Source organism: Roseomonas sp. KE0001, from assembly GCF_016107285.1.
Classification (GTDB): Bacteria; Pseudomonadota; Alphaproteobacteria; order Acetobacterales; family Acetobacteraceae; genus Pseudoroseomonas.
Genome location: NZ_RCVQ01000002.1, coordinates 111,080 through 132,852, shown reverse-complemented (window position 1 = coordinate 132,852; position 21,773 = coordinate 111,080). Strand labels below are relative to the sequence as shown.

General features: G+C 71.3%; 23 protein-coding genes and 1 pseudogene. 9 read left to right on the top strand and 15 right to left on the bottom strand.

The genetic code is table 11. From position 1 onward, the window contains the following. Window positions 1-62 precede the first annotated feature (62 nt). The 3 genes from D9598_RS04065 to D9598_RS04055 are packed head-to-tail and all read right to left on the bottom strand — an operon-like array spanning window position 63 to window position 3,163. Window positions 63-1,124 (bottom strand): phosphotransferase family protein, encoded by a 1,062-nt coding sequence (locus D9598_RS04065; protein ID WP_198365135.1) that lies wholly within the window; start codon window positions 1,122-1,124, stop codon window positions 63-65. Window positions 1,125-1,127: 3 nt separating this feature from the next. Continuing rightward, entirely contained in the window at window positions 1,128-1,928 is an 801-nt protein-coding gene (locus tag D9598_RS04060) for an SDR family oxidoreductase (RefSeq protein WP_198365134.1), read from the bottom strand. Continuing rightward, window positions 1,925-3,163 (bottom strand): acyl-CoA dehydrogenase family protein, encoded by a 1,239-nt coding sequence (locus D9598_RS04055; RefSeq protein WP_198365133.1) that lies wholly within the window; start codon window positions 3,161-3,163, stop codon window positions 1,925-1,927. The genes D9598_RS04060 and D9598_RS04055 overlap by 4 nt, the downstream gene beginning before the upstream one ends. Window positions 3,164-3,261: 98 nt before the next feature. Between D9598_RS04055 and D9598_RS04050 the strand changes: the two genes are divergently transcribed. Next, complete coding sequence (locus tag D9598_RS04050) at window positions 3,262-4,257, top strand: NADPH:quinone oxidoreductase family protein (RefSeq protein ID WP_198365132.1); 996 nt, start codon at window positions 3,262-3,264, stop codon at window positions 4,255-4,257. Here D9598_RS04050 and D9598_RS04045 read toward each other — a convergent pair. From D9598_RS04045 to D9598_RS04005, 11 genes and pseudogenes are all read right to left on the bottom strand, one after another. Next, window positions 4,229-6,373 (bottom strand): acetate--CoA ligase family protein, encoded by a 2,145-nt coding sequence (locus D9598_RS04045; protein WP_198365131.1) that lies wholly within the window; start codon window positions 6,371-6,373, stop codon window positions 4,229-4,231. The genes D9598_RS04050 and D9598_RS04045 overlap by 29 nt on opposite strands. A gap of 56 nt (window positions 6,374-6,429) precedes the next feature. Further along, window positions 6,430-7,482 (bottom strand): branched-chain amino acid ABC transporter permease, encoded by a 1,053-nt coding sequence (locus D9598_RS04040; protein ID WP_198365130.1) that lies wholly within the window; start codon window positions 7,480-7,482, stop codon window positions 6,430-6,432. A 20-nt stretch (window positions 7,483-7,502) separates the two neighbouring features. Next, window positions 7,503-8,375: a branched-chain amino acid ABC transporter permease gene (locus D9598_RS04035; protein WP_198365129.1), complete on the bottom strand. Its 873-nt coding sequence runs from the start codon at window positions 8,373-8,375 to the stop codon at window positions 7,503-7,505. Further along, complete coding sequence (locus D9598_RS21580) at window positions 8,372-9,097, bottom strand: ABC transporter ATP-binding protein (RefSeq protein WP_370591949.1); 726 nt, start codon at window positions 9,095-9,097, stop codon at window positions 8,372-8,374. The genes D9598_RS04035 and D9598_RS21580 overlap by 4 nt, the downstream gene beginning before the upstream one ends. After that, entirely contained in the window at window positions 9,094-9,213 is a 120-nt protein-coding gene (locus tag D9598_RS21575) for a hypothetical protein (RefSeq protein ID WP_370591948.1), read from the bottom strand. The genes D9598_RS21580 and D9598_RS21575 overlap by 4 nt, the downstream gene beginning before the upstream one ends. Window positions 9,214-9,325: 112 nt before the next feature. Beyond that, a pseudogene (locus D9598_RS21570) lies at window positions 9,326-9,853 on the bottom strand (ATP-binding cassette domain-containing protein); the annotation flags it as partial. Beyond that, window positions 9,850-11,010 carry an ABC transporter substrate-binding protein gene (locus D9598_RS04025; RefSeq protein ID WP_198365127.1) on the bottom strand — a complete coding sequence of 387 codons (1,161 nt, stop codon included), beginning with the start codon at window positions 11,008-11,010 and terminating at the stop codon, window positions 9,850-9,852. The gene D9598_RS04025 and the pseudogene D9598_RS21570, both read right to left, overlap by 4 nt. Window positions 11,011-11,122: 112 nt before the next feature. Continuing rightward, complete coding sequence (locus D9598_RS04020; protein WP_198365126.1) at window positions 11,123-12,184, bottom strand: SDR family oxidoreductase; 1,062 nt, start codon at window positions 12,182-12,184, stop codon at window positions 11,123-11,125. A gap of 4 nt (window positions 12,185-12,188) precedes the next feature. Further along, window positions 12,189-13,163, bottom strand: coding sequence for a tripartite tricarboxylate transporter substrate binding protein (locus D9598_RS04015; RefSeq protein WP_198365125.1), 975 nt, complete (start codon window positions 13,161-13,163; stop codon window positions 12,189-12,191). A 60-nt stretch (window positions 13,164-13,223) separates the two neighbouring features. Next, entirely contained in the window at window positions 13,224-13,982 is a 759-nt protein-coding gene (locus D9598_RS04010; RefSeq protein WP_198365124.1) for a tyrosine-protein phosphatase, read from the bottom strand. Continuing rightward, window positions 13,979-15,241 (bottom strand): CaiB/BaiF CoA transferase family protein, encoded by a 1,263-nt coding sequence (locus D9598_RS04005; RefSeq protein WP_370591930.1) that lies wholly within the window; start codon window positions 15,239-15,241, stop codon window positions 13,979-13,981. Before D9598_RS04005 ends, D9598_RS04010 begins: the two co-directional genes overlap by 4 nt. Window positions 15,242-15,442: 201 nt before the next feature. On the opposite strand from D9598_RS04005, the gene D9598_RS04000 reads away from it, so the two are divergent. The 4 genes from D9598_RS04000 to D9598_RS03985 all read left to right on the top strand — a co-directional run bounded on the left by D9598_RS04000 (window position 15,443) and on the right by D9598_RS03985 (window position 19,289). Beyond that, entirely contained in the window at window positions 15,443-16,267 is an 825-nt protein-coding gene (locus D9598_RS04000) for a helix-turn-helix domain-containing protein (RefSeq protein ID WP_198365123.1), read from the top strand. 225 nt (window positions 16,268-16,492) lie between these two features. Next, window positions 16,493-18,598, top strand: a complete 2,106-nt coding sequence (locus D9598_RS03995; protein WP_198365122.1) for a VapE domain-containing protein — start codon at window positions 16,493-16,495, stop codon at window positions 18,596-18,598. 260 nt (window positions 18,599-18,858) lie between these two features. Then, window positions 18,859-18,999: a hypothetical protein gene (locus D9598_RS03990; RefSeq protein WP_198365121.1), complete on the top strand. Its 141-nt coding sequence runs from the start codon at window positions 18,859-18,861 to the stop codon at window positions 18,997-18,999. Next, on the top strand, window positions 18,996-19,289 hold the full coding sequence (locus D9598_RS03985) for a hypothetical protein (protein WP_198365120.1): 294 nt from the start codon (window positions 18,996-18,998) through the stop codon (window positions 19,287-19,289). The genes D9598_RS03990 and D9598_RS03985 overlap by 4 nt, the downstream gene beginning before the upstream one ends. An 848-nt stretch (window positions 19,290-20,137) precedes the next feature. Here the strand turns inward: D9598_RS03985 and D9598_RS03980 are convergent. Next, on the bottom strand, window positions 20,138-20,296 hold the full coding sequence (locus D9598_RS03980; protein WP_198365119.1) for a hypothetical protein: 159 nt from the start codon (window positions 20,294-20,296) through the stop codon (window positions 20,138-20,140). A 210-nt stretch (window positions 20,297-20,506) separates the two neighbouring features. On the opposite strand from D9598_RS03980, the gene D9598_RS03975 reads away from it, so the two are divergent. The 4 genes from D9598_RS03975 to D9598_RS03960 are packed head-to-tail and all read left to right on the top strand — an operon-like array spanning window position 20,507 to window position 21,754. After that, window positions 20,507-20,809, top strand: a complete 303-nt coding sequence (locus D9598_RS03975; protein ID WP_198365118.1) for a hypothetical protein — start codon at window positions 20,507-20,509, stop codon at window positions 20,807-20,809. Beyond that, entirely contained in the window at window positions 20,806-21,102 is a 297-nt protein-coding gene (locus D9598_RS03970; RefSeq protein ID WP_198365117.1) for a hypothetical protein, read from the top strand. Before D9598_RS03975 ends, D9598_RS03970 begins: the two co-directional genes overlap by 4 nt. A 17-nt stretch (window positions 21,103-21,119) precedes the next feature. Further along, window positions 21,120-21,533, top strand: a complete 414-nt coding sequence (locus D9598_RS03965) for a hypothetical protein (protein WP_198365116.1) — start codon at window positions 21,120-21,122, stop codon at window positions 21,531-21,533. Continuing rightward, window positions 21,530-21,754: a hypothetical protein gene (locus tag D9598_RS03960; protein WP_198365115.1), complete on the top strand. Its 225-nt coding sequence runs from the start codon at window positions 21,530-21,532 to the stop codon at window positions 21,752-21,754. Before D9598_RS03965 ends, D9598_RS03960 begins: the two co-directional genes overlap by 4 nt. Window positions 21,755-21,773: the final 19 nt, after the last annotated feature.

Sequence of the window (21,773 nt, the reverse complement as noted above, 5' to 3'; positions counted from 1 at the left end):
ATCTGCGGCGCCGTCGGAGCGGTGCCTCTTGTCCGACAGAGAACACGGCGCCGGGTCCGCGATCAAGCCTCCATGCGCTGCGCGATCGCCCAGGCGCGCTCGGCCATGACGCGGTAGCGCTCGCGGTAGCCGATGGCGCGCGGATCGGAGGCGTTGCCATCCAGCGCGCGCTTCCAGACGCCGGCGACGATGGAGGCCAGGCGGAACATGGAGAAGACCAGGAAGACATCGAAGCCGCGCGGCGCCGCGCGCCCCGCCGCCGCGCAGTAGGTGGCGACGAAGCTCTCCTGGTCCGGGATGCCGGTCGCGCCGAAATCGACGCCCAGCAGGCCGGTGACACCGCTGGGCCCTGGCGGCATGTGGTAGGTCAGGCAGGCATAGGCCAGATCGGCCATGGGATGGCCCAGCGTGGCGAGTTCCCAGTCCAGCACTGCGACGACGCGCGGCTCCTCGGGATGGAGGATGACATTGCCGAGGCGGAAGTCGCCATGCGCGATGGTGGTCTCCTCATCCTCCGGCAGGTGGCGCGGCAGCCATTCGGCCAGCCGCTCCATCTCCGGCATCTCCTCGACCTTCACCGCCGCCCACTGCTTCGTCCAGCGCGCGACCTGCCGCTGCATGTAGTGGTCCGGCCGGCCGAAATCGGCGAGGCCGGCGGCGCGCCAGTCCACCGCGTGCAGCCGCGCCAGCACGCGCGCCAGGTCGTCATAGACGGCGCGGCGCTCCGCCGGCGTGCCGGAGGTCATCACCCGGTCGGGGAAGACGCGGCCCGGCACATGGTCCATCAGGAAGAAGGGCGTGCCGACGACCGTGTCATCCTCGCAGAGCAGGCGCATGCGCGGCACCGGCACGCCGCTGTCCTGCAAGGCCTCCATGGCGCGGTACTCCCGCTCCACCGCATGCGCGCTGGGCAGCAGCCGGCCCGGCGGCTTCTTGCGAAGGACATAGCTCCCCGCCGCCGTCGCCACATGGAAGGTCGGGTTCGACTGGCCGCCCTGGAACTGGCGGATGGTCACCGGCCCGTCGAAGCCGGGCAGCCGGCCGCGGAGCGCCGCGGCGAGCGCGGCCTCGTCGAAGCGGTGGTTCTCCAGCACCGGCACCAGCGCCGGCTCGCCCGCGCCCATGGCTCACTCCTCCCCGACCATCGGCGGACCGGCGCAGATGCCGCCGTCGATGACGATGGTCTGCCCGGTCATGAAGCTGCCGCCGCGCGAGGCCAGGAACACCGCCGCGCCGGCGATCTCGTCCGGTTCGCCGATGCGCTGCAGGGGCGTGTCGCGCGTGCGCTTGCGGTAGATCTCGGGATTCTCCCAGAGCGCGCGGGCGAAGTCGGTGCGCACCAGGCCAGGGGCGATGCAGTTGGCGCGCACGTTGCGCGGGCCCCATTCCACCGCGATGTTCCGCGCGAGCTGCATGTCGGCGGCCTTGGAGATGGCATAGGCGCCGAGCACCGGCGAGCCGCGCAGCCCGCCGATCGAGGAGATGATGACCACCGATCCGCCGCCACGCTCGGCCATGCCCGGCATCACCATATGGGCCAGCCAGAGGTTGGAGCGGACGTTGGAGGCCATGATCTTGTCGAAGGCCTCGTCCGGCATCTCGATCGCCGGGCCGAAATAGGGGTTCACCGCCGCGTTGCAGACCAGCGTGTCGATGCGGCCCCAGCGCGCCAGCGCGGCGTCCACCAGCGCCTGCAGCTCCGGCTTGCGGCCGATGTTGCAGGCCTGCGCGAAGGCCTCGCCGCCGCGCGCGACGATGCCGTCCACCACCTCCTGGCAGGCGTCGATCCTGCGCGAGGAGACGACGACCTTCGCCCCCTGCTGCGCCATGCGCTCGGCGATGGCGCGGCCGATGCCGCGCGAGGCGCCGGTGACGACCACGACCTGCCCGGTCAGGTCGAAGAGGGAGGTCTCCATGGGGGCGCTCACGCGGCGCCTCCCGGCGGGGCGTTGCGCGGCGGGCGGTACTTGTTCAGCTCCATGCGGCCGAGCTGGAACTTGTGCACCTCGTCCGGCCCGTCCACGATGCGCAGCGTGCGCGCGATCTTGTACATGTAGGCCAGCGGGAAGTCCTCGGTGACACCGCCGCCGCCATGCGCCTGGATCGCCCAATCGATCACCTGGCAGGCCATGTCCGGCGCCGCCACCTTGATCTCGGCGATCTCGCTGCGCGCCACCTTGTTGCCCACCGTGTCCATCCGCCAGGCGGCGTGCAGCGTCAGCAGACGGCACTGGTCGATCAGGATGCGCGACTGCGCGATGCGGTCGATGATCACGCCCTGGTCGGCCAGCGGCTTGCCGAAGGGGCGGCGCTCCAGCGAGCGGCGGCACATCATCTCCAGCGCCCGCTCGGCCAGGCCGATGGCGCGCATGCAGTGATGGATGCGCCCCGGCCCGAGCCGCCCCTGCGCGATCTCGAAGCCGCGCCCCTCGCCGAGCAGGATGTTGGAGGCCGGCACGCGGACGTTCTCGAACAGCAGCTCGGCATGGCCATGCGGCGCGTCGTCGAAGCCGAAGACCGGCAGCATGCGCTTGATGGTCAGCCCCGGCGTGCCGCGCGGCACCAGGATCATCGACTGCTGCCGGTGCTTCTCCGCCCCGGGATCGGTCTTGCCCATGACGATGAAGATGGCGCAGCGCGGATCGCCGGCGCCCGAGGACCACCACTTGCGGCCGTTGATGACGTAGTCGTCGCCATCGCGCGTGATGCGGGTCTGGATGTTGGTCGCGTCCGATGAGGCGACATCGGGCTCGGTCATGGCGAAGCAGGAGCGGATCTCGCCCGCCAGCAGCGGCTTCAGCCAGCGCTCCTTGTGCTCCTCCGTGCCGTAGCGCTCGATGGTCTCCATGTTGCCGGTGTCGGGCGCCGAGCAGTTGAAGATCTCGCTGGCCCAGGGATAGCGGCCCATGATCTCGGCCAGCGGCGCGTATTCCAGGTTCGTCAGCCCCGCCCCGTGCCGCGACTCCGGCAGGAACAGGTTCCACAGCGCTGCCTCGCGCGCCTTCGGCTTGAGCTGCTCGGTGATCGGCACCGGCTGCCAGCGGTCGGCGGCGGATTCGAGCTGCGCGTGATGCAGATGGTCGTTCGGCGCGACATGCTCGTCGATGAAGGCCTGCAGCCGCTCGCGCAGCGCCATGACCTTGGGTGAGTAGCTGAAGTCCACTCCCGTCTCCTCTCGTCGTTCCAGCGATCTTGCCATCGGTTGCGGGCTTGCGCGACCCATCCGACGATGCCCAGGCTGGCCACCGGAGGAGACCCGCCATGAAAGCCATGCTCTGCCACGCCTATGGCCCGCCATCCGCGCTGCGGCCGGGCGAGTTGCCCGATCCGGTGCCCGGCCCGGGCGAGGTGCTGCTGCGCGTCGAGGCCTGCGGCGTGAACTTTCCCGACCTGCTGCTGATCGAGGGGCGATACCAGCAGAAGCCGCCGCTGCCCTTCGCGCCCGGCGGCGAGGTCTCCGGCCGCGTGGCGGCGCTGGGCGAGGGCGTCGATGGCTTCCGCCCCGGCGACCGTGTCGCCGCGCTGATGACGCATGGCGGCTTCGCCGAGGCTGTCGCCCTGCCGGCGGAGGCCGTGGTGCCGGTGCCGGAGGGCGTGGCGCCGGAGGTCGCCGCGGCCGTCTGCCTCGCCTATGGCACGGCGCTGCACGCGCTCCGCGACCGCGGCGCGCTGCAACCCGGCGAGACGCTGCTGGTGCTGGGCGCGGCCGGCGGCACCGGCCTCGCCGCCGTGCAGCTCGGCAGGCTCATGGGCGCGCGGGTGATCGCCGCCGCGGGCTCGGCGGCGCGGCTCGAGGCCTGCCGGGCCGAGGGCGCCGATGCCCTCCTCGACTACAACGCGCCCGACTGGCGCGATCAGTTGAAGGCACTGACCGGCGGGCGCGGCGCCGATGTCGTCTTCGATCCCGTCGGCGGCGCCTATACCGAGCCGGCGCTGCGCGGCACCGCCTGGCGCGGCCGCTACCTCGTCGTCGGCTTCGCGGCCGGCGAGATCCCGCGCCCGCCGCTGAACCTGGCGCTGCTGAAGGGCTGCGCCATCACCGGCGTCTTCTTCGGCGAGTTCGCCCGGCGGGAGCGCGCGGCCTATCGCGCCCTGCTGGCCGATCTCTTCGGCTGGATCGCCGAGGGGAAGCTGCGGCCGCATGTTTCGCGCACCCTGCCGCTCGAGCGCGCGCCGGAGGCGCTGGAGGCGCTGGCCGCGCGGCAGGCCACCGGCAAGCTGGTGCTGCTCACCCATGCGGCGGCGCCAGCGCGATGAGCGCGTCCACCGCGACCTGACGGCCGCCGGCGCAGATCACCGGGTTCACGTCGATCTCGGCGATGCGCCCGGCCTGGTCGGCGGCCAGTTCCGAGACGCGTTGCACGATGCCGGCGAGGACATCGAGATCCACCGCCGGCAGGTTGCGGAAGCCGTGCAGCAGCTTCGCGCCCTTCAGCCGCTCCAGCATGGCGCGCGCCTCGCCGTGCCCGACCGGAGCGAGGGCGAGGGCGGTGTCGCGCAGCAGCTCCACCAGGATGCCGCCGAGCCCGACGACCACGGTGGGGCCGAAGAGCGGGTCGTGCCGCGCCCCCACCACCATCTCGATGCCGGCCGGCACCATGGGCTGCACCAGCACGCCGTTGATGCGCGCCCGGGGCGCGGCGCGCGCGGCATTGGCCATGACCTCGGCGAAGCCGGCGCGCACGGCGGCGGCATCGGCGAGGTTGAGGCGGATGACGCCGGCCTCGGTCTTGTGCGGCAGGTCGGGCGATTCGACCTTCAGCACCACGGGGTAGCCGGCGGCCTCCGCCGCCGCGACGGCGGCCCCGGCATCGGCGGCCAGCGTCTCGGCCACCACCGGGACGCCATAGGCGGCGAGCACCGCCTTGGCCTCGCGCTCCGTCAGCACCGGGCCCCGCGCCTGGTCGAGCAGCGCCGCCGCCCGGGCCTTGGCCTCCGGCGGCGAGAGGCGCGCGACGGCGGGCGTGCCGGCGGCGCGACGCGCCCCGCGCGCCTGCCAGGCGGCGATGGCGGCCATGCAGCGGTCCATCGAGCGGAACAGCGCCACGCGCGGCTCGGCCTCCGCCTCGCGCGCGCCGGGGCCTTCCAGGAACTGCGTGGTCCAGACGACGCAGGCGATCTTGCCGTGCGTCTCCGCCAGTTCGCCCACCATGGCGAAGCGCGGCGTCGCCACGTCATAGGCATAGCCGTTGGGCAGGATCAGCGCGCCATAGGCCGGGTCCTCCAGCAGCGCGCCGGCGCAGGCGCGGAGCGAGTCCGGGTCGTTCAGCACCTGCGCCGTGACGTCGCAGGGATTGCGCGCCGAGCCGAACTCCGGGATGCGCGCCTCCAGCACCGCCCGCGCCGCCGCGCCGGGCTGCGGCAGATCGACGCCGCGCACCTCGGCGCGGTCCGCCGCCATGATCGCCGAGCCGCCGGAGGTGGAGACGACGGCGACGCCCGCGCCGCGCGGCGGCGGCGCCTTGGCCAGGAAGCTGGCCAGCTCCAGCAGCCCCTCGAACGGCTCGGCCAGCACCGCGCCGCTACGCTCGAAGGCGGCGCGATAGGCGGCGTCCGACCCCGCCAGCGATCCGGTGTGCGAGAGCGCCGCCGCCGCCCCGCTCTCGCCGGTGGCCAGCTTGTGCACCACCAGCGGCTTGTCATGCGCCCAGGCGATCTCGGCCGCCTCCAGCAGCCGGCGCGGCGCCGCCATGCCCTCGAAGAGCAGGGCGATGCCGGAACAGGCCGGATCCTCCGCCAGCGCCGCGACATAGTCGGCGACATCGACATCGGCCGAGTTGCCGCAGGTCAGCACGCGGCCGATATTCGCCCCCGCCTCCACCGCCTGGGCCAGGGCGAAGCCGAGATTGCCCGACTGGCTGACGATGCCGATGGCGGGCCGCGTCGGGATCGCCAGGGGCTGCGGCACGGTGATGAAGCTGATCTTCGCGCCGCTGGCATAGTCCACGAGGCCGATGCAGTTCGGCCCGACCAGCCGGATGCCGGCCGCCCGCGCGCGCGCCGCCAGGCGCTCCTGCAGCGCGATGCGCTCGGGCCGGCCGGTCTCGGAGAAGCCGGCGGCGTAGAGCACCAGCGCCTGGGCGCCGACCGCCGCGCAATCCTCCAGCACGCCCTCGGCGGCCTCCATCGGCGTCGCGGCCACGACCAGTTCCGGCACCTCGGGCAGGGCGGCGAGCGCGGCGTGGCAGGGCCGCTCTCCCAGCCTGTCGTAGCGCGCGTTCACCAGGTGCAGCCGGCCCCGGAAGCCATCGAGGTTGCGGACCGTGCGCTCGCCGAAGGAGCCGGCGCGGGCCGAGGCGCCCACCACCGCGATGCTCTGCGGCGAGAGCAGCGCGCGGAGGTCGGCGGCGCGGTAGAGCGGACGTTCGGGCATGGCATTCCCCATGGCATTCCCCTGCGTGGTTCCCGTTCGGGCGGTTCCGTGTGGCGTCATGGCTGCGGCACGGAGCGGCCCTCGGCGGGCGGCGCGGCGGCGTCCGGCGCCCGCGGGCGCAGCCGCTCCAGGAGGCCGGCCAGGCCGCCGGCCAGCCCGCCCGTCCCGCCGCTCGTCCCGCCGCTGGGCAGCACCGCCAGCGAGAGGATCAGCGCGCCGCCGAGCAGGATGGCGTTGATGTCGCCACCGAAGGAGAGGAAGCGCTCCTGGCCGATGATCAGCGCCGTGCCGAGCAGCGGCCCCAGCAGCAGGCGGCGGCCGACCAGCACCACGGCGGTCAGCATCAGCACCAGGAAGTAGGTCTCGAACAGGTCCGGCCCGACATAGGCGCGCTGATAGGCGTAGAGCCAGCCCGCCGCGGCGCTGAACGGCGCGGAGAGCAGGAAGACCCGCAGCCGGACGCGGCGCACGTCGATCCCCGACATGGTGGCGAGGCGCGGGTTGAGATGCACCATCATCGCCATGGCGCCGAGGCGCGAGCGGCGGAACTGGCGCACCGCGTAGAGCGTGACCAGCAGCAGCGCCAGGGCGAAGGGCCAGAGCTCGGCATCGTTGCGCGCCGCGAGCCGCAGCGGGCCGATGGAGAGGTCCAGCGTCGGGATGCCGGAGACGCCGTCCGAGCCGCCCAGCACGTTCCAGTTGTGCGCCACGGCGGCGGCGACGACGGAGGCGGCATAGGTGACGAGGGAGAAGACGAACTCCCGCAGCGAGAGCGTGATCAGCCCGAGCAGCAGGGCGATGGCGAGGCCGGCCAGCAGCGCCGCCGGCAGCGTCACCCAGCTACCCGCGCCGGCGCGGGTGGCGAGCAGGCCGGTGGCATAGGCGCCGGCGGCGAAGAACACCGTGTGCGCCAGACTGACCTCGCCGAGATCGGAGACGACGATGTCGAGCCCGTAGGCGGCGACGGCCAGGATGGCGATGACGGCGAAGGCGCCGTGCACGCCGCCGATCCAGCCCGGCAGCGGGAGCAGCAGCAGCGCGCCGGCCACTGCCAGGAAGAGACGGGGCAGGAAGAGACGGGGCAGGAGGAGACGGGGCGCGCCGCTCATGCCCGGCCTCATGCCCGGCCTCATGCCCTGCCCCCCTTGGCGCCGAGGGCGAGGCCGCCGGGCCGCAGAACCAGCACCAGGATCAGCACGCCGAAGGCGGCCGAGGTCGCGTAGGCGGGCGAGACGAAGCCGCCGAAGAGGGCGGTGAAGAGACCGAGGCCGATCCCCGCCAGATAGCTGCCGCCGATCGAGCCGATGCCGCCCAGCACGACGACGACGAAGGTGATGATCACCTCCTCGAAGCCGATGCTGGTCAGGATCGGGGTGCGCGGCGCGACCAGCGCGGCGGCCAGCGCCACCGCCGCGCCCTCGAAGGCGAAGACCGCGAGATAGACGCGGCGCACGTCGATGCCGCCGAGCTGCGCCAGCTTCGGGTCCTCCGCCACCATGCGCGCGGTGCGGCCGAGCGCGCCGCGCTCCAGCACCAGGCGCAGCAGCAGGAAGACGGCGATGGCGGCGACGACGATCAGCAGGTCCTGCGCCGTGACCCAGGCACCGGCGATCTCGAAGTCGATCCAGGAGAGCGGCGTCTCCAGCACCTGCGGATTGCCGCCGAAGAGCAGGCCGGCCAGGCCGCGCATGACATGGCCGAAGCCCAGCGTCACGATCATGATCGAGACCAGGTCCTGCGCGAAGGTCAGCCGCAGCATGGTGAGCTGCATGACGAGGCCGAGCAGCACGCCGCCCGCCATGGCCAGCAGGATGGCCAGCGGATAGGGCAGGCCGAGCCCGGCGACCCCCCACCAGGTGACGAAGGCGGCCAGCATGTACATCTGGCCGTGGCCGAAGTTCACCAGCCGCGCCACGCCGAGCAGCACGGTCCAGCCGATGGCGATCAGCGCGTAGGCATGGCCGATGATCAGCCCGTTGATCAGTTGCTGCACCAGGTTCATGCCACCGCCTCGCCCAGGTAGGCATGCAGGATGCGGGGGTCGTCGCGCATCGCGGCGACCGGCCCCTCGGCCAGGATGCGGCCGCGCTCCAGCAGCACCAGCCGGTCGACCACCTCGATGGCGGCGCGCACGTTCTGCTCGACCAGCAGCACCGAGAGCCCCGGCCCGACCAGGCCGCGCACGCTGCGCAGCACATCGGTGACAAGGCGCGGGGCGAGGCCGATGGAAGGCTCGTCGAGCAGCAGCACGGCGGGGCCGAGGCGCAGCGCGCGGGCGATGGCCAGCATCTGCCGCTCGCCGCCCGAGAGCATCGAGGCGAGGTGATGCAGCCGCTCGCGCAGGCGCGGGAAGAGGGCATAGACCTCCTCCAGCCCGTGGCCGCGCCGGCCTCCCTCGGGCACGGCGGCGGCGAGGTTCTCCTCCACCGTCAGCCGCATGAAGACCGCCCCGCCCTCGGGCACCAGGGCGAGGCCGCGCCGCACCCGCTGGTGCGGCGGCAGGGCCGAGACGTCCTGCCCGGCGAGCCGCACCCGCCCCTCGACGCGCGGCGCGCCGCGCGACCAGCCGAGCAGCGCGTTGACCAGGGTGGACTTGCCCGCGCCATTGGCGCCCACCACGCCGATCAGCTCGCCCGGCCGCAGCGCCAGGTGCGGGATGTCGAGGGCGAGGTTGCCGCCATAGACGACCCGCAGCCCGCTCGCCTCCAGGATGGGCGCGCTCATGCCGCGCGCCCCAGATAGGCTTCCAGCACCCGCGCATCCTGCTGGATCTCGCGCGGCGTGCCGCTGGCCAGGGGTCGCCCCTGCTCCAGCACCAGGATGCGGTCGGCCACCGACATGATGAGGTCCATGTGGTGCTCGATGACGACCAGTGCCGCGCCCGCGCAGCCGCTGCAGCAGGTCGCGCAGCCGCGCCATGTCGGGGCCGCCGAGCCCCGCCGCCGGCTCGTCCAGCATCAGCACCCGCGCGCCACGCCCCCAGGCGAGCACGATGGAGAGCATGCGCTGGCTGCCGTAGGGGATGTGGCCGGGGCGCAGCTCGTGCATCTCGCGCGGCACGCCGAACTCCTCCAGCAGCGCCGCCGCCTCGGCCCGCAGCGCCCGGCGCAGCCGCGCCTCGCGCCAGGGCAGGGCGAGGCTGGCGGCGAGGCCCGCGCCGCCCTCCCGCTGCAGCACGGCGACCATGTTCTCCAGCACGCTGAGCTGGGCGAAGAAGGCGTTCTGCTGGAAGGCCCGCTTCAGACCGAGCGCCGCCAGGCCGTGCGGCGGCACCGCCGTCACCTCCCGCCCGTCCAGCCAGACCCGGCCGGTGCGGCGCGTCATGTGCGTGGCCGCGTCGTAGCAGGAGCTCTTGCCGGCGCCGTTCGGGCCGATGATGCCGAGCACCTCGCCCGCCGCCACCTCCCAGGAGACGCCGTCGAGGGCGACGAGGGCGCCGTAGCGCACCCCGAGGCCCTCGACCCGCAGCACCGCTGTCATGCGCGGACCTCGATCCTGCCGTCCTTCACGGTGAAGAGGTGGTGGCTGGAGGCGAGCTGGCCGTCGGCGCCGAAGGTGATGTCGCCCAGCACCGTGCCCTGGAAGGCGCCGCCGCGGATGCGCTTCGCGATGGCCTCGCGCTCCAGCGACTTCAGCTCGTTCGCCGCCATGGCCCAGACCTGCAGCGCCGCGGCGCCGAGCGCCATGAACTTGTCCGGCGTGTAGCGGATGGTCTCCTCGGCGCGGCGCACGAAGGTCCGGTTCGCCGGGTTGGAGGCGAAGGGCTCGACATTGGGGAAATAGATGTCGGCGCCGACGATGCCATTGGCCGCCTCGCCCGCCACCGCGATGACGCTCGGCGCCACGGTGCCGACGGCGGTGACCAGCTCGCCCCTGAGGCGCATCTGCCGCGCCTGGCGGATCAGCGCCGGCAGGCCGGACCCCTCATTGGCGTTGATCGCCACGATGGCGTCCGCGTTGCTGCCGCGCACATTGGTCAGCGCGACGCGGAAATCCGCCTGGGCGAAGGGGAAGCGCTCCTCCGCCACCTTGTCATAGGCATGGCCGATGGCCTTCAGCTCGCCCTCGATCGCCGCCTGGGCGCCGTTGCCGTAGGCGTCGTTCTGCGTCAGGAAGGCCAGCCGCTTCGCCCCCGTGGCCTTCAGGTGCTCGGCGATGATGCGGCCGTCCTGGGCGTTGGAGGAGTTGAGCCGGATCGCCAGCGGATTGCCGCCGCCGGTCAGGATCTGGTCGGCCTTGGAGATGGCGGTGATGTCGAGCACGCCGGCGCGCGCGATCACCGTCTGCGTCGCCAGCGTCACCGGGCTGTTCCAGCCCTCGATGATGACGGCCACGCCCTCGCCGATCAGCTCGTTGGCGCGGCTGACGCCGACGGCGGGCGTGGATTCGTCGTCGCGCCGGAGGATCTGCACCGGGCGGCCGAGCACGCCGCCCTGCTCGTTGACCAGCGCGGCGGCGATCTCGATCGCCTGGCTGACATGCTGGCCCTGCGGCGCGGCGCCGCCGCTCAGCGGGAACAGCGCGCCGACCTTCACCGGATCGGCGGCGCGCGCCAGGCGGGGCGCCGCGAGCGGCGCGGCCAGCGCCGCCGCGCCGAGCGCCGAGAGGCGCAGCATCGTCCTGCGGGACATCGTCATCTTCGGGACCTCCTCCATGGCCGGCGGTTCTGTGGTGCCGGTCCTCAGTTCCTGTGCCCGGATGGCGGCCGCCCCGGGCTGACGTTTCATGCGGGCGGGCCGGCGTGGCCGGTCAGGCGGGCAGGATGCGCGCCTCCTGCAGATGGCGCAGCCACCATTCCAGCATGGCGGCGCTGTCGACGCAGTCGCCGAAGCCGGCCTGGCGGATCTTGATGGTGCTGACCAGCGAGGCGGTCTGCTCCTCGCGGCTGAAGGCGAAGTCGGCGAACTGCCAGGAGGCGCCGACCAGCTCCGCGAGGGTTCCGGGCCGCAGCCCGTGGCGCGCGACGATGCGTTGCCAGACCGGCTCCTTGTCGACCATCAGCGCCGTCAGCGGCATCGGGTGCGGCGCGCCGATCTCCATGCCGAAGACGCGCGCCACCACCGGCCAGAGGCCGCGCCAGGTCAGCACGTCGCCATTCGCCACGTTGAAGATCTGGTCCCGCGCCGCCTCCGCCCCGGCCGCCCAGAGCAGGGCCGAGGCCAGCAGCCGGGCATCGGTCGCCTCGGTGATGCGGTCGCCCCGGCCGGGATAGACCAGTGGCAGGCCAAGCTCGCGGCTGATCGCGGCATAGGCGCCGATCGCCGCCAGCAGGTTCATGGCGCTGCCGCGCGCATGGCCGATCACCGCCTGCGGGCGCAGCACGGTCCAGTGCCAGCCGCCGCGCGCGGCCCGCTCGCGCAGCAGATCCTCCTGCGCCCAGTAGAAGTTCGGGTGCATGTGGCGGGGCGCGTCCTCCCGGCCGGGAATCGGCATCTGGCCGAGATGCACGCCATAGGCCTTGGTGCCCTGCAGCACCGCGACATGCCGCAGCGGCCCGCCCTCCAGCCCGGCCAGGGTATGGGCCAGCATGGCGCGGTTGGTCTTGATCTGCTCCGCGTCCAGCCAGCCGGCCCGCAGCGCCGGCTTCTCCTGCAGCGCCGCATAGACCAGGTGCGTGACGCCGAGGCCGGGCAGCGTGGCGCGGCAGGCCGCCGCGTCCATCAAGTCGAGCGCCAGGAAGCGCGCGCGCGTCCCGAAGTCGGGCGGCCGGCGGGACAGGCCGATGACCTCCCATCCGGCGGCCTCGAAGCGTTGCAGCGCCGCGCGCCCGACCAGCCCCAGCGCGCCGGCGACGAGAAGGGTGCCCGGCATGGGTTCAGCCCGCCCCGGTCAGGCGCCGAACGAGCGGGCGCCAGCGGTCCATCTCGCTCCGCAGGAAGGTGGCGAATTCCTCCGGCGTGCCACCGGCGACATACTGCCCCTCGGACAGCAGCCGCTCCTGCAGCGCCGGGTTCTCCAGCCCCTTCTGCGCCGCCGCGTTCAGCTTCTCCACCACGCCCGCGGGCGTCTTCGCCGGCGCGAGCAGGCCGAACCAGGTCTGCGCCACCATGTCCGGCCCGTGTTCCGAGACGTTCGGGATGTCGGGGGTCACGGCGAGGCGCCGGTCGCCGGTCCAGGCGACGATATGGCCGCGGCCCGAGCGGTGCGCGGCGAGGCCCGAGCTGCCGCCGACGACGATGACGTCGAGCGTGCCGGCCATCAGGTCGGTGAGCTGCTGCGCGTCGCCGCGATAGGTGATCTCGGTCAGCCTGATGCCGAGCCCCTCGAAGGCGACGATGGCGGCGATGTTGTTGAAGCTGGTCGGACCGTTGGAGCCGTAGTTCAGCTTGCCGGGCTGGGACTTCGCCAGCCTGATGAAACCGTCGAGGTCGCGCGGCAGGCCGTCGCGCACCACGATGGCGAAGGGCAGCTTGCTGCACAGCACGATGGGCGCGAAGTCCTCGAACCGGTAGGGCAGCTTGTCGGGCAGCAGCGGGTTGAGCGTCAGCGTCGTGCCCGAGGACATCAGCAGGGTGTGGCCATCGGCCGTGGCGCGCGCCACGGCATCGGCGCCGATCACCGTCTGCGCGCCGGGCTTGTTGTCGATCATCACCGGCTGGCCGAGCGCCGGCGCCATGCGGTCGGCCAGCGTCCGCGCCATGACATCGGTGGCGCCGCCGGGCGGAAAGGGCACGACGATGCTCACCGGCCGGCCCGGAAAGGCCTCCGCCGCGCGGGCCGGGGCCGCCGGCAGCAGGGCCGGCGCCGCGAGCAGGCCGGGCAGGCCCGCCAGGATGGTTCGTCTCAGCATCGGTCTTCTCCCCTGGACACGGCCGCTTCTGCCGGCGGCGCGTTGTCGTTCAGCGTTCGGTCATTCGAGCAGGCTGTCGCGCAGCGCGGCGAGGCGGCGCGCATCCAGGCCCAGCGCCGCCTCCAGGAAGGCGGCGGTATCGGCATGACCGGCGAGCGCGGTGTCGAGCGCGGCGTCGAGCAGCGGCGCGTGGGCGCGCATCAGCGCCTCGGCCACCGCCGGCGGCGTGGTCAGCGGCAGCAGGCCGCTGCCGGTCCAGAAGCGGTTGGTGGCGAGGTAGTCCTCCCGGATCACCTCGCGCGGTACGCCGAGCGCGGTCAGCAGCAGCGCCGCGCCGAAGCCGGTGCGGTCCTTGCCGGCGGTGCAGTGGAAGGCCAGCGGCAGCCGCCCCGGCTCCGCCACCAGGGCGAGCAGGGCGCGGTATTGCGGCAGCTTGTCGGTGGCATAGGCGCGATAGGCCTCGGCCAGCAGCGACACGACATCCTCGCCCGTCGCCTGGCCATGCTCCAGGATGTCGCGCAGCGAGGCGCCGACGGTGGGCTCGATCGGCAGCGAAACCACGTCGGGCGCCGGATCGGGCAGGCGGGAGGGCATGCGGGCGCGCTCGCGCTCGCCGCGCAGGTCGCAGACGGTGCGCAGACCGAGGCGGCCGAGCGCCAGCAGGTCGGCCTCCGTCAGCGCGCCCAGGGCGGAGGCGCGGAACACCAGCCCGAAGCGGACCCGCCGCCCGTAGGCGGCGCGGTAGCCGCCGAGGTCGCGGAGGTTGGTGCAGCCCTCCAGCGCCAGCCGGCGCGGCAGCTCGGGAACCGCCCCGCTCATGCCGCCGCCTCCTCCGCCATCTGCACGATGCCGGCGGCGCGCAGCCGCTCCAGCTCGGCGGCATCGAGGCCGAGCCGCTCCGCCAGCACCGCGGCCGTGTCCTGGCCGAGGCGCGGCGGCGCCAGATCGTAGCGCGGCGGGGTGCGGCCGAACCGCACCGGGTAGCCGATGACGGTGACCGGCGTGCCGTCCTGGCGCCGCATCTCGCGCAGCAGGCCGCGCGCCGCCACCTGCGGATCGGCCAGCACCTGGTCGATGGTGTTGATCGGCCCGCCCGGCACGCCGGCCGCGTCCATCGCGGCCAGCAGGTCGGCCGCCTTCCAGGGCGCGATGGCATGCGCCAGCGTCACCTCCAGCTCGCGGCGGTGGCGGGCGCGGCCGGCATTGGTGGCGAAGCGCGCGTCGGCCGCCAGCGCCTCGAGCCCGAGCAGGCGGCACAGCGCCCGGAACTGTCCGTCATTGCCGCAGGCGACGATGATGTAGTCGTCCGCCGCGGCGAAGTCGCGATAGGGCACGACGTTCGGGTGGTCGTTGCCCAGGCGCCGGGGCGTGACGCCGCCGACCAGGTAGTTCATCGCCTGGTTGACCAGCACCGAGAGCTGGCTGTCGAGCAGGGCGCAGTCGAGATGCTGGCCGAGGCCGCTGCGGCCCCGCTCGTTCAGCGCGGCGAGGATGGAGACGGTGGCGTAGAGGCCGGTGAACAGGTCGCTGACCGGGATGCCCACCTTCATCGGGCCGCCGCCCGGCACGCCGTCCGGGCGGCCGGTGATGCTCATCAGCCCGCTCAGCCCCTGCACCAGGAAGTCGTAGCCGCCGCGCGCGGCATAGGGGCCGGTCTGCCCGAAGCCGGTGATGGAGCAATAGATCAGGCGCGGGTTTCCGGCGCGCAGGCTGGCGGCGTCCAGCCCGTACTTCGCCAGCCCGCCGGTGCGGAAGTTCTCCACCAGCACATCGGCCTCCGCCGCCAGGCGGCGCACCAGCGCGGCGCCCTCCGGCTGCGCGAAGTCGATGGCGAGCGAGCGCTTGTTGCGGTTGGCGCAGAGATAATAGGCGGCGTCCGGCCGGGCCGAGCCATCCTCCAGGAAGGGCGGACCCCAGCCGCGCGTGTCGTCGCCGCGCCCCGGCTGCTCGACCTTCAGCACCTCGGCGCCGAGATCGCCCAGGATCTGGGTGGCCCAGGGCGCGGCGAGCACGCGCGACAGGTCGAGCACCTTCAGGCCCGCCAGCGGCGCGGCGCCGCTGTCCTCCACCCCGCTCACGCGTCCTCTCCCCGTCCTGTCCGCCGCGCTCCGCCCATGCGGGCCCTCCCCCTCGCCGCCCTCGCACCAGGGCGCGAGGCATAAATTTCATTCGTTGAAATTGAATTTCAGAACAGTATGGCATAGGGAATGCGGGCCGTGAACGGCGAATCCGCGGCCGCCCGCCGGCCCGCCCGCTGTCCCAGGGAGCCTCGAGGCGCCATGCCATCCTATGATCCCGTCACGGCGTTGCTGCGCGGCCTCGACGTGCTGCGCCTGGTCAACCGCCTGCCCCGCGCCACGGTGCGCGAGATCCACCAGGCCACCGGCCTCAGCCAGCCCACGGTGGTGCGGATGCTGGAGACGCTGATCCATGCCGGCTTCGTCACGCGCCAGCCGGGCCAGCCCTTCTATCTGCCGACCGGCCGCACCCTGGAGCTCTCGGCCGGCTACGAGATGCAGCGCGAGGTCGGGATCGCCGCCACGCCGACGATGACCGCGCTGCGCCAGCGCATCGGCTGGCCCTCCGACATCGCGGTCTTCGACGGTGACGCCATGGTGGTGGTGCATACCAGCCGCGACGAGGGCGGCCGCTTCCTGTTCCAGCGCCGGCCCGGCTTCCGCGCCCCGATCCTGGCGACCTCGCTCGGCCTCGCCTTCCTGGCGCATTGCGGCCCGGCGGAGCGGGAGCGGGCGCTCGACCTCGCCGCCCGCTCGCGCGAGCCCTGGGACGCGGTGGCACGGCAGCCGGAGGCGCTGGCGGCGCTGCTGCAGGACATCCGCCGGCGCGGCTATGCGGTGATGAACGAGGCCTATTCCCGCCGCGACTACGGCGGCCTGGCCTGCTCCATCGGCGTGCCCGTCCTGGTGCGGGAGGAGGCGGTGGCGGCGCTGAACCTGATGTATCTGCGCGAGGCGATCGACGAGACGACCGTGGTGGCGCGCTTGCTGCCGGCGCTGCGCCAGGCGGCGGGCGAACTCGGCGGGATGCTGGCCGGGCTGTGGCACCCGGAGGGCGCGGCGGCGGACGACCACCCGCGGGCCTGAGGGGCGGTTCAGCCTTGCCGCCCGACCGGCTGCTTACGGACCATCTGATTGGAAGACGGAGGGGGAAACCTGCGCGGTGGTGGAGCTGAGGGGAGGCTCGGAAGCCTTCCCGATCAACGACTTACACCAGCCACCCTATGCCGGAACCGGCCAGCAAAATCAACGATTTTTGGGCCATGTGGCTACCGGTGAGGGAGCGGATTTCCGGCTCTCGGAGGCGCTGGCATGACCGACTTTGCCAGCTTCATCGAGCCGGTGGCGCGGCGGCTGCTGGGTGAGCCGAGCGACATCCTGGGGGGCGGTACGGAGTGGCGCTATTCCGAGAACGGCCGCATCAGCGTGAACGTCGGCGGGGACAAGCGCGGGGTCTGGTACAACCACGTCGATAAGGTCGGCGGCGGTGTGCTGGACCTGATCCGCGTCGAGGGCCGGGTGCCGCGGGGCCGGGAGATCGACTGGCTCAAGCGCGAGATCGGCGCCGAGATCGTGGATAGCCGGCCCGGCATCTGGCGGAAGCCCACCAAGCATAAGCCGCTGCCGCCTCCTATCGCCCAATACGACTATTGCGATGCGGACGGCTGCGTCGTCTACCGCGTCACCCGGCACGTCCAGGACGGCAAGAAGACCTTCCGCCAGTGGCGTTCCGTGGATGAGGGCTGGAAGCCGGGCGTGGCGGGCATCGAGAAGGTGCCTTACCGGCTGCCCGAGCTGCTGGCCTCCTGCGCCGAGATGGACACGATCTTCGTTGTCGAGGGCGAGAAGGACGTGGAGAGCCTGGCCGCCCATCGGATGCTGGCCACCTGCAATCCCGAAGGCGCGGGCAAATGGCCGTCGCACTTCGCCAAGTGGTTCCAGGGCCGGCGCGTCGTGATCCTGCCGGACAATGACGCGGTGGGCCGGGACCATGCCGAGGCGGTCGCGCGGAACCTGCACGGCACCGCCGCCTTCGTCGGCATCCTGGCCCTACCTGATCTGCCGGAGAAGGGGGACGTGACCGACTGGCTGGCCGCCGGCGGAACCATCCCACGGTTGCTGGAACTGGTGCAGCAGGCCAAGGCCTGGGAGCCGCCCGCCGAGCCGGAGAGCGGCCCCGACGCGGCGTCTGGGCTGGAACAGGAGGATGAGGATCTGGAGCCGCCCTCCTGGCTGGAGCGGTGCCAGACCGACAAGGAAGGCGACCCGCGCGGCAATCTGGCGAACGTCATGCTGGCGCTGCGCGCCGACCGGCACCTCACGGACCTGCTGGCCTATGACCAGATGCTGCGTGCCGAGATCCTGGCGCGGCCGGTGCCGTCCAGCCTGTGCCCGTCGGAAGAGGCCCGGCCGGTGCAGGATGCCGATGTCAGCGCCCTGCAGGAGTTCCTGCAACGCCAGGGGCTGGAGAGGGTGAGCAAGGACACGGTGCACCAGGCCGTGTCGCTACGGGCCCGGGAGCGGGGCTTTCACCCGGTGCAGCAGTATCTGAACGGGCTGTTCTGGGACGGCCAGCCGCGGCTGGCGACGTGGTTGCACACCTATCTCGGCGCCGAGGCCACACCCTACACCGCCGGCATCGGCACCATGTTCATGGTCGCCATGGTGGCCCGCGTGTTCCAGCCCGGCTGCAAGGCCGACTACATGATGGTGCTGGAAGGCGCGCAGGGGGCCATGAAGTCCACTGCCTGCGCCGTGCTGGGCGGGCCATGGTTCAGCGACAACCTGCCGGACATCCGCGGCGGCAAGGACGTGTCGCAGCATCTGAACGGCAAGTGGCTGATCGAGGTGGCCGAGATGTCGGCGCTCGACAAGGCCGAGGCCGCCGCGCTCAAGGCCTTCATCACCCGGCCCATCGAGCGCTACCGCCCGAGCTACGGCAGGAAGGATGTCATAGAGCCCCGGCAGTGCGTCTTCATCGGCACCACCAACAAGACCGCCTACCTGCGGGACGAGACCGGCGGGCGGCGGTTCTGGCCGGTGAAGGTGGCTCCTGTGCTGGACGTGGCCGGGCTCGGCCGGGACCGCGACCAGCTCTTCGCCGAGGCCTATGCCTTGTATCGCCAGGGCACGCAGTGGTGGCCGACCCGCGACTTCGAGGCCGAGCACATCCGCAGCGAGCAGGAACAGCGATACGAGGCCGACGCCTGGGAACAGGCCATTGCCGAATGGCTGGCAGGCAAGCAGAGGGTGACCGTGTTGCATGTCGCACGCGGTGCCTTGTGCATCGAGACAGCGAAGATCGGCACCGCCGACCAACGCCGCATCGCCGCCGCGCTGGAGCGGCTCGGCTGGGTGCGGGGGGCGCGGAGCGGAGCGGCCGGGGAGCGGCACTGGGTTAAGGGGCCGCTGCCATGACTGACGCACTTACTGACGCACATGGCCGATTTACTGACGCACATGGGGTGCGTCAGGAGGCGCAAATTGTTGATTTAAAAGAAGTATCTGACGCACTGACGCATACTGACGCATTCTATTGGACCCCTGGGGGAGGGGTAGAGGGGGCAAGGGGGTATGGTGGTGGGGGTGAGAAAGTACGTAGGGGGAAATGCGTCAGTGCGTCAGTCCGCAACATTGCGGGCAATAAAAACAAAGCACTAGCACTGACGCACTTCAGAGTGCGTCAGTGCATCGAGGATCTCGCCCGCCGCCTGTCCCGGCTTTGCCCGAGCCATCGCGACCCCGAGGCGTTCCACATCGAGAAGGCCGAGCTGGTGCATGCGCTGCGCCGGCTGGCCCGTAGCCCGGGGATGCCATGAGCGAGACGGTATCCGTGGGCTATGAGGTGCTGGGCGTGGAGCCGGTGCTGGGCGCCGGGCGGCTGGTAGCGCTGGCCGTGGTGGCGGTCGAGGTGGCCGGGCTGGTGGTGACGCTACAGGGCGTGCAGGTGAACCGCGCGGCTGATGGCTCTCTGAGCTGTGCTGCGCCGGTCTTCCGGCATCCGCGAACTGGGCGATGGCTGCCGGCGGTCAGCCTGCCCCAGCGGCTCTCTGAGGCCGTGGCGGCCGAGGTGCTGGCGACGGCGCGAGAGAAAATCGCTCAGGGCTGATGGGCCCCTGGACCGTGGTGGGCCTTCTTTTGCAGCAGGAGCAAAAACGGAGGGGGGGGTTTAGGGGTTGAAAGAAGGGTAAAAAATCTTCAACCAAACCTCGAAAGGGTCGCTGTCAAACTGCAAAAGCGCCTGCGCAGATGCGCAGACGCCAAAAAATAGCGCATTGTGCAAATTTTGACTCGACTCAGCGGCCGGTCACAAGCTAGTGAAGCTTTGGGTTATTGCAACCTTAGCATGAAGAGCCTGCCAGCCGATCATGCTTAGAACCAATAATTCTGCTGCTTCATGGTAGCAGCAGTGCTTGCGTTAGCGATCGTGGTAGGCCGTGTGTAGGCGGCTTTGAATAGCGAGGCAAGTCCTTTCCGTGGCGCAGCGCGCGCAACGCGCTTACCCATTGTAAAGGCTAAATCTGATGAGTTTCATTCCTAGCAAGCCTCCCAGTAGGGGCTGCGGTAGTATCTCCCCCATTACCGTTGCGCTTCGACCACCTGTAAAATTTGACGAAGAGCAGCAGGGGGAAATCCGCCGGCAACGCAAGTCAGGCGTCGATATCGCCACTCTCGCCGCCATGTATGGTTGCGATGAAGCCGACATTAATATCGTGGTGGCAACCCTCCGAACGAATAATCGGAGGCGGACCAGAGCCACGCTCAACTCCAGCTTGGGAGCAGAGGTTTACATTAAGAGTAAGCGTCAGCCTGGGGAACCTCTTTGGGAGACCGTTGATCGGATCTGCGAGGAGCATGCTCGCGCCTATCCTTGATGGCAGCAGTTTAAGCTAAGCGATTTTTTTTGGTTGCTTAAGCCGGCCCGTCCCATCCAGGGGCGGGCTTCTTTATGCCGCCTCAATCTTCCGCTCTGGGCAGATAGCCCTTCTCGCGCAGATGGTCCGCCAGCAGTTTTTCGATCAGTGAGGTAAGCGACCGCTGATCGTCGGAAGCGGCCTTCTCGGCAGCAGCTTTCATCTCCGGCAGCAACCGAAGGTTTACCTGAGCCGTCTTCAACCGCTTTTCTTGTATAGCCACTGGCTTGACACTCTCACTGCGTAGCCATTATGTAGCCAGTGTCTTGCTGAGGCAAGGCGGCAGGCCTCCGGGGGTCGGATCCCGGAGACGTGCCTAACCACAACCCGATGCTGGAGGCATTGGCTCATGGCTACGCGCGCCCTTACCCCTGACGCTATCCTCGCGTCTAGAAGAAGACTGCCCGCCAAGGTGCGTCAACTTGACGCACCCGACCGCGCCCGTATCGAGGCCCTCATCGCCCGCCTGATCGACCTGCTGGACGCCTATGACGCGCCGTCCGCGGACATGGAGCCGGACTGGGACCACGAGGCTGATGCCGATGACGAGCGTAGCCTGCAGCCTGCCACCCTGACGCCCTATGCCGAACATAGGCTGCAGCCCTTCCCCGGCTGGGATGCCCTGGAGGCCGCCGGGCTGGCCGAGGGGGTGGTTCTGAACCGCAGCGGTTCCAAACCCCGCCGCATGATGATCGAGGGGGAACTGGTGCGATGATCCGCCCCGCACCCTTCCGCAGCGCTGCGCCGCCAAACCTGCCCGCTGGTCAGGTTTACCGCCCCGGCTTGCTGCGACGCTCCATGGCCTATCTGGCGAACGGCGACCGGCCGCCGGTCTTGGCCTTCGTCTGGCCGGCGCGGGAACCGTGGGTCCCACCACCGCCGCCGGTTAAGCGGCCCCCCGCCGCGAAACGGACGCTTGCCGATCCTGGCGACCGGGCCATCCGCGCCTGCATCGTCGCCTGTTCCGCCCTCTTCATGGCCTGCACTGGCCTGGCGGTGACGCTGTGAGCCGCGGGAGAAGATCAGTGCTCATCACCGCAGCCCTGGCGCCGATGGCCGTCGCGCCGGTGGTGGCAAAGGTCATTCATATTGAGGACAACCCTGACGCTGAACTGATCACCCTCTGCCAGCGTGTCCTCAATATTGAGGACACATGGGATCGGCTGTTCGAACTGGAATGCGAGGCGGACGATGCCGGCGACAAGGTGGAGCGCGACCGCTTCGGCGATGCCCAGCGGGCGCTCGTCCCGGAGATGAACGAGACCCTGGAAGCCCTGCACGAGATCCCGGCGCAGACGACGGCCGGGCTGGTCTGGAAGGCCAAGGTGATGCGCCGCCGGGTGCAGACCGATCTCGACGGCGACGCCCTCAATTCTGAGGAGGAAGCCGTGCGGAGCCTCACCGAGGATGTTCTCCGGCTGCTGGAGGGCCGGGCATGAAGCGTCTCCGCAAGCTCTGGCTCCGCTTCCGCATTCTCTGCCTTGAGCTGGAGCTGGCCTGGCGCGACGGCCGGAAGCAGGCGCTGGCCGCCGAGATCGAGGAGCAGTTCGGCTACGAGCCCGGCTGGCTCCTTCTGCCGGGGAATGCCGAGAAGCACTTAGGGTGGCTGGAGCAGCGGCAGCGGTGGGCCCTCTCTCAAAGGCAAGAAAGCAAGAGTTAGGGCTTCAACTCTTAAGAGT